This window comes from Pseudomonas sp. RA_105y_Pfl2_P56 (assembly GCF_963970845.1).
GTDB classification, from domain to species: domain Bacteria; phylum Pseudomonadota; class Gammaproteobacteria; order Pseudomonadales; family Pseudomonadaceae; genus Aquipseudomonas; species Aquipseudomonas baetica_A.
In genome coordinates this window covers 1-6935 of sequence record NZ_CAXAPL010000078.1, presented here as the reverse complement: position 1 = coordinate 6935, position 6935 = coordinate 1, and the positions used below count along the sequence as shown (strand labels likewise).

The following is a 6935-nucleotide window of genomic DNA, read 5'->3' as shown; positions in this document are numbered from 1 at the left end:
GCCCGATGCGTCGTCAACCGGAACACTGCTGCTAAGCTTATCCACAATTGCTGTGGCAAAAATCAGCAATCCGTCCTGGGTCATTTTTCAATCGGCAGGGTGGGTCAGTTTTCAATCAGCGCCAACACCCACATCCTCATCTCGAACCAATCGAAGATGAGGCCGGCTATGTCATGGCTCTTTTGGAAAGATAAACGCCCTGCCTGGGTACAGGCAGAAGAGCAAGAGTTCATCAAAGCGGTGAACAGCCTGCAAACGCTGCCGACAACTCCTTGTGGCGGGGTGAGGATTGATCCTGAAGAGCTCAGGGATCAGATCCTGGAGTCAAGAGAAATGTACAAAGATTTGGTGGAGAAATAATGTTACTACATGGCCTTCCGCTAGGAGCTATAAATGCGTAGCTCAGCTAAAAAACTGAAGACCACAAACTTCCTTTTATAGAATACTTGCAACATGCGCAAAAAAAACGAAAGCTAATTAATTTTGTATATGCTTTGTTTTAGTTCAAATAGCAGTTCTGCCAGGCCTTGCCCCTCCACCGCCGAAAGCCCAACTCCGATAGCTCTTTCAATCTTCTCATGCAGCGAAGCTAAAGGTGGATGCATTCCATTAATAGCGTAAGACCTTTCAAGCATCTCAAATGAGAGCTTTTCGTAGGTCTTAGCACCCTCAGGCGAACAATGTGAATATTTTGCAAAGCTAAGTGATTCTGTGCTGATCTGTACGTAGGTCAAATGAGCAGAGTAAGTAAAACCTGGAAGTGATGGATTTATTATCGGCAGTATTTTGCCTACCAGATGCCTATCAATCCGAGCGCCTTTCCATTGGTTACAATGCACACATCCTACCGTTAGATTGTCAAGTGAGAAGGTAAGTGACGAGTGCTTTGACTTTGGAAGAACGTGCTCTATATGCCATGCCCAACCATAATGGCCAACAGGGCGACGACAATATGCACAAGATCCAGCACATTTATTGAAAAGATGATTCTGTACGCGCTGTCTAACGTTTTTATATGTCGCTCGCTCAACCGCACTAAAATTAAACGTCTTCGAATTAGCCTCCCCTCTCTTAAAAGTCTTTGAAGCTGCGGGAGAGGAAAAAGCCGACCAAGCCTCACCACCGTCCATATCCTTATTTTTTATCATATCAATAAGCTTTTGCAGATGATTTTCTTCTTCGCTGTCTACACAAAGAGATTTCATATTGAAATCTTATCCTTGATTGATTTTGTTAAACCTTTCCCTACAAACTGAATAGCGGCCTGAATCTGCTTTTTAGCTTGCTCGGATAATCCCATTGCCGAACTCAAGCTGCGCAACAGTGCTATCGCTTCGGCTCGTTCAGTTGCGCCTTCGGCGTAATCAAGCACGGTATCAGCAATCTCCACGCTCACTTCCCGAGTCTGATATGGTGAAGTATGAAACTGCCTCAACACTAATTGCTCATGGCTTGCAACCTCGACAAAACTATAAAATTTATACGAAACACTTTTATTATAATTTTGTTGTAGGTTAGTCTTTCTTCTATTATCAATCCGAGCATCCAATACGGCCACGACATTATCTACATTACCGTCTGCGCGCACTCCTTCGCTAATCATAATAGGAGAGTGAGTTGCAATAACAACATGAAACCTATCGAGCCTTGATAATATTTTCACCAAGGTTTTGTGAAACTCCATTTGCCAATGTAAGTGCAAACTTAGCTCTGGCTCGTCTATTAAAAACACTGTGCGTTCTTCCATCACACTTAGTATTTTTGCAAACATAAGCAAGCGATTTTGCTCCCCAGTGCTTAGCCCCTCAAAATCCGTAACTAATTTACGTCGATTTTCAATTTTTAGTTTTATTTCAATATTTGCGTCGAGATATGCAATTAGTGCTGGTATTTGCGCCAAAGACAAGTGATCGAAACGCCCGCTGCCTTGAGCTATTCTATTAAGCATTCCTAATGGTCTTGCACGCAGCAAACCAAGCTCATCTGCTTTGTTGCGTAACCGGGTCGCGTCCCGCAGATCTTCATTAAAACCTGGCTGCAAATACGCGACTGACTTTTCACCTATAGAGAACGTAATATCTAAATCAACAGATTCGCAAAGGACTTTGAATAGCGCCCTATCAATCAGCATAGCCTGGAGTATATAACGGCTGAGATCTCGCTCAATAGCTGTCAAAAACACAGCATTTCTTGCATTCCGTGCCCCCATATATTTTACATTTCCGTGATCACCGTAACGAAATCTGTCATGGATAGAGCTGGCAATACAGGCAACTATGTTTTTTGCCGCCTTAGTCTCTAAAATTTCAGATAACGCGCCAAGAACCCTACTTTTTCCCGAGCCATTGTTTCCAATGATGTACGTGAACTTTCCTTTACCTTTACGAGCCGTTGAATCTTCAATTCGTTTAAGGACTGATTGAACCAAACCACCCGAAGAGTGATTAAAATTTAGCTCCATGCGCTGTTCCGACTCCAATCATTTATAATTTTTGGCGCCGGTGATCGAATGCAAACTCGATTAAGATGCCAGCTTTTTCGCCCACCTAATCTTACGCCATGTGGTGCAGGAGATATTGCATGACGACGGGCCAAACAATCAATAACAATTGGAGCGTCATTCAGCCTCTTATCAGAAGATTAGTCAGGACTGTTCATATTCTGTCGAAGCGACTGTCTCGTCGGGATTGAGAATTTTTTGCTTGCCAACGCCCGCTTACGTTCAGTGTGTGCCAGGGGCCCGACTAGGTCGCAACCGCGCTCTTGGGCACCTTAGTAATCATTAAACCACATTGGCAGGATTACTCTGCCAGCGCGCTCTCTTCATCACTTTTCCAAACTTAGAGGATGCAAGAGAGCGAAGAGCGTTAAGGCTGGCACCGGCTCCTGCTTCCACCCTCTGAATGGTTCTGGGTGTCGTTTTGGCGAGCTCAGCCAGAGTCTCCTGAGACTACTGGCGGAGTTCGCGCAGATACCTGATTACTTGGCCCAGTTCGCCCTTTCTCAGTAAGCGTGTCTCAATTTTATCGAAGCTGCTCATCTCGTGTCCCCTCTTTCAGTGCTGTTCAGATGGTTCGAGTATGAGTCGGGCGAGAACCGGGCGACACGACACGAACCTGACAGTTCTGAGCCTAGGCTCATCCTACCTTCGGCTGCCATAACTGACCCTCCATGTATAGACAGGCCAAGCGCGCCGGCAAGATTGGCGCACAGAACCGGCTAAACAGCTGTCAGCTACGTATGAGCACGCCCGTGCTGGTGCCTTAACGTCTCTGTTACCCGACAAGCCTCCTTACGCCCTATTTTCTTTAGCCCGCCAGTCTTTGGTATAGAGCAGTTTGTCGCGGTGTAGTTGTAATACCGTATTGGTTTGCAGGATTTTCTGAGTTGCGCTGTTGAACTTCTTTGCCTCATCAAAAGCTAGGAAAATTTGCTTTTGTTTGAAGGAGGCCAGGATCTTAACGATATGTTCGGTGGCGGCAATTTCGATGTTTTTGTATATCATTGAATCGTGGATGACGAATGGCAGGCGCGTGAGCGACAACATTGATAGATCGAACCCGACCAAGCCCGCATACGATTTGCCTGTTCCAGTATCCAGTGGAGAGGTGAAGCTGTAAGAGTTAGCACTCTTAATACGAAGCTGGGACGGGTTACGCTCAGGCCCATAAACAAGGTTGTTGAATTTCTCAAGTTTCTGATTGATAGCGCCTTCAATCTCAAGGAAGATTTTTTCGTAGATAGCGTCTAGGCGCGTTTTGGAAGCTATCTCGCTATCATCAATGGAAGCCTTCTGCTCGAAGAATTTATTTTCTTCCCTTGCCTTGTCGGTAACCTCTTTGAGTTCAAAAACCTTCGCGAATAGGTCTGTTGGGGTGCCTTTAGCTTTAAGGGTGAGTTTTATTTGTTCATCCAGATCGGTGATAAAGCCGGTAATCTCAGACTCATTTGCGACCAAAAGCTCAAGTTCACTTTTAAGTTCTTTGCTTACTAGCTTGCCAATTTTCGCGTGGAATTGCTCGACCTGCTCGAGACGTTCAAGGTTTGCCTCTGGGAAGAACTCAACAACGAGGGCTATGTTTGCAGCCAGGCGAGGGGATACGCCAGAGATATCTCTCTGAAGTTTTTCTCTTCTAGCCGAAATTATATTTCTCTTATTGATCATCTCATTTTTAGTTTGTTGGATGGCCCTTAGTTTCTCATCAAACAGGGCTTCGTATGCGGTGATGGCACCGGCGAAGTTATCCTTGATGTCACTGATGGCTTGCGCATTGGTTTTAATAAGCTGATTGTTGGATTTATACTTGGTCATCGTGATTCGTGGGATAATTTCCGCAGTCATCGACATCCTCATCAAATCTTTTTTATCTTTCAAGATCTGAAGTACAGCCCGCTCCGCAGAGACATCTTCGGTACGTTCAAATAGATCGAGCAACCTGGCTACGCCCGAGCTAAGTCTTTCTTTTGAAGCTCCCGCTAATGGATGATCTGGATCAGCTTCTCCCTTGTTCCATATCCGAGCAAATGGGCCAACGATGGATCGGAAGGAGCTCTCTAGCTCAGAGAGTTCATATAGGCTTTTGAGCTTCTCTCTATACGCTTCAAGTGATATTTCGTTTTCTTTGACATGGTTTGAGTTGCAGATTTCAACAACGTCTGGCAGCTCGGTAGATCTGGTGACGAATAGGGGAACACCACCGAAGTCAAATGTGATTTCGTATGAATGGCTCCCAAGCACCTTAATCACTCCAGCGTCGTCTACCAATAGGCTATTACCGCCCATTGCGAAGTCGATTACCAAGAGAGCTGATGATTTGCCAATAGAGTTCTTGGCTTCATCATCACCAAGGACAATATTTAGCCCAGCATGGAATTCAATAGGGCTTTGATTGAATAGGTTGCACTTTATCTGTTTAAGCATATTCAATCACTCCAGTTTCATCCTGAACATCTAGGTAACCTAAGAAAAATAAAACATCCATCGCAGCAAGAAATTCAGATGCATCTAAGAATTGATCGCGAGTCTTGGCGAGGGCTTGGGCTACAGTTTCACCAGGCTCCTTCTCTGCTAGGATGGCGTGCATCTTGAAAATGGTGGATTCTTCAAGCTTTGTAAACTTACTAGGCACTAGCATCGAAAACCTCGCAGTTTTGAACAAAAAATGAAGTGATGATTTTCGAAACGTCCATCGACTTACCGCTCCTGGCGCTGATCCATTGAGCGATATAATTGAAAACGACATCTTTGTTGTCGGGGTGTTCTCTATGCATCGCCCAAAAATAAGTGTTGACCTGGTTGAGCAGCATTTTGACGGCTGCTTGATCCCGTTGCTCAAGCAGCCGCAGTTCGTCCCGAATTGTCACGAAATAGCCAACCACATCGTGTCGTATGTTGCGCTTCAAGACGTTGCTGGCACCTTTCTTTAGTTTCTCTTTCAAGGTGAAAGCATTTAGTTCTAAGTCAAAGGCGACAAGGCTTTCGTCGTCCAGATCAGCGAAGGACTCAATCAGCTCCCTTATCTCAATCCTGAGGCCGTGCTCAGAAATCGACTTCCTGGCATCCGTATCTCGGATGAAACCGTCCTTGATTTCACGCAACCGATCATATTCTTCAATCTTAAAGTCCTTGTCGTACCTCCGGTGACAAGATGGGCACAAGCAGATCACGTTGTCGAGCCCATTGATGTCTATAGGTATCGTGTGATTTACCAATGCCAAAGTTTGAGCGGCAGTTGGGTTCAGAGGATAGATATGAGCGACTTCATAAAACTTTCTAGGGTTTTTTGAACCTGGCTTCTTATCTATGATTACAAGAGCGCAAAGCGGACAGATACCACCTGTCTCCGCATAAAGCATGCTGTGCTCTTCAGGATGGTATGGTGTCCTTACATTCGCCATATAAAACCTAAATTGTCTGCACGCCACTCAGGGCTGAGCAGTGCCCCGGCTGGCTGATAGAAGGGTTATGACTGGGCGCAGGTATAGGCACCATACGGCAAGATGGGATCGCCTGACCTACGGATGGTTGGGAGAGTAGAAAGCTGTAAGCCGACGTGGCGGCTGCGCTTGTTGATATAGACACGCTGCTTTCGCAGGCTGCCTGTTCAAGATTCCACATTCCCTGTGCCTGATTTCCACTTGCCTTGCGCAACATACCATTTTGCCATCATCACCGGTATCGCCAATCCAATCTTTTGAGCGCGGGACAGCCGATGGCAGTGTGAGCATTATAGAAGCTGTGAGGTATGATCGTCGGAGCTTACCTCCCTCAATCAGGCTAGGAATGATGCTGAAGGTTTTGAAACGCGTCTTTAACGTCCTCTATCCTGACCGCCGCCCTCAACGGGAGCAGAAAAGTGAGCGGGAGTTCATCAACGCAGCGAACAGCTTCAAAACCCTCAGAGTGTCTGACCGAGGGGGCATGTCCATCGATCCCAAAGAGCTCCGAGACCAAATAGTCTCCTCACGTGAACAGTTGAAGCATCTTGTCCACAAACCACAAGCGGCTATCGGGAGTTCTGATCCCGTGGCAGGCCAGGGAACGAGCGCCGTCTTAGACTTTTCCAAAGAAGCTTTGGATTGTATCGAGATCGTGATTTGGCGCCTGCTTACCACCGGCGCTACGGTGCGCTACACGTGCCTCCAGTGCATGAGTAAAGGTCGATTCATTGTCACTGCAGCTAGCCTGTTCTCAGGGGATACGGAGAGTGTCCCGACTTGGGTCGACGGCAATACGAGCAGGGAAATCGCTAGCGCCCTAAAAAACATTGAGCTCGACTGGTACGCCACTGTGGGTGAGGCGCTGGATTGTTGGCGCTGATTGAAAACTGACCCACCCTGCCGATTGAAAAATGACCCAGGACGGATTGCTGATTTTTGCCACAGCAATTGTGGATAAGCTTAGCAGCAGTGTTCCGGTTGACGACGCATCGGGC

General features: G+C 46.4%; 6 protein-coding genes. 1 reads left to right on the top strand and 5 read right to left on the bottom strand.

Going from position 1 to position 6935, the window contains the following annotated elements; all coding sequences use genetic code 11:
• Positions 1-360, top strand: a 360-nt coding sequence (locus tag AACY11_RS27895; RefSeq protein ID WP_339496267.1) for a hypothetical protein, incomplete at its 5' end; no start/stop codon positions are given.
• A 113-nt stretch (positions 361-473) separates the two neighbouring features.
• On the opposite strand, the gene AACY11_RS27890 is transcribed toward AACY11_RS27895, so the two are convergent.
• The 5 genes from AACY11_RS27890 to AACY11_RS27870 all read right to left on the bottom strand — a co-directional run bounded on the left by AACY11_RS27890 (position 474) and on the right by AACY11_RS27870 (position 5856).
• Positions 474-1205 (bottom strand): HNH endonuclease, encoded by a 732-nt coding sequence (locus AACY11_RS27890; protein WP_339496266.1) that lies wholly within the window; start codon positions 1203-1205, stop codon positions 474-476.
• The gene (locus AACY11_RS27885; RefSeq protein WP_339496265.1) at positions 1202-2461 is read right to left on the bottom strand and encodes an AAA family ATPase; all 1260 of its coding nucleotides are present in this window, start codon (positions 2459-2461) and stop codon (positions 1202-1204) included. The genes AACY11_RS27890 and AACY11_RS27885 overlap by 4 nt, the downstream gene beginning before the upstream one ends.
• An 831-nt stretch (positions 2462-3292) precedes the next feature.
• A complete protein-coding gene (locus tag AACY11_RS27880) occupies positions 3293-4921 on the bottom strand; it encodes a DUF2326 domain-containing protein (RefSeq protein WP_339496264.1) in 1629 nt (542 codons plus the stop codon).
• Entirely contained in the window at positions 4914-5129 is a 216-nt protein-coding gene (locus AACY11_RS27875) for an ABC-three component system middle component 7 (RefSeq protein WP_339496263.1), read from the bottom strand. Before AACY11_RS27875 ends, AACY11_RS27880 begins: the two co-directional genes overlap by 8 nt.
• Entirely contained in the window at positions 5122-5856 is a 735-nt protein-coding gene (locus AACY11_RS27870; RefSeq protein WP_339496261.1) for an ABC-three component system protein, read from the bottom strand. The genes AACY11_RS27875 and AACY11_RS27870 overlap by 8 nt, the downstream gene beginning before the upstream one ends.
• Positions 5857-6935 lie beyond the last annotated feature (1079 nt).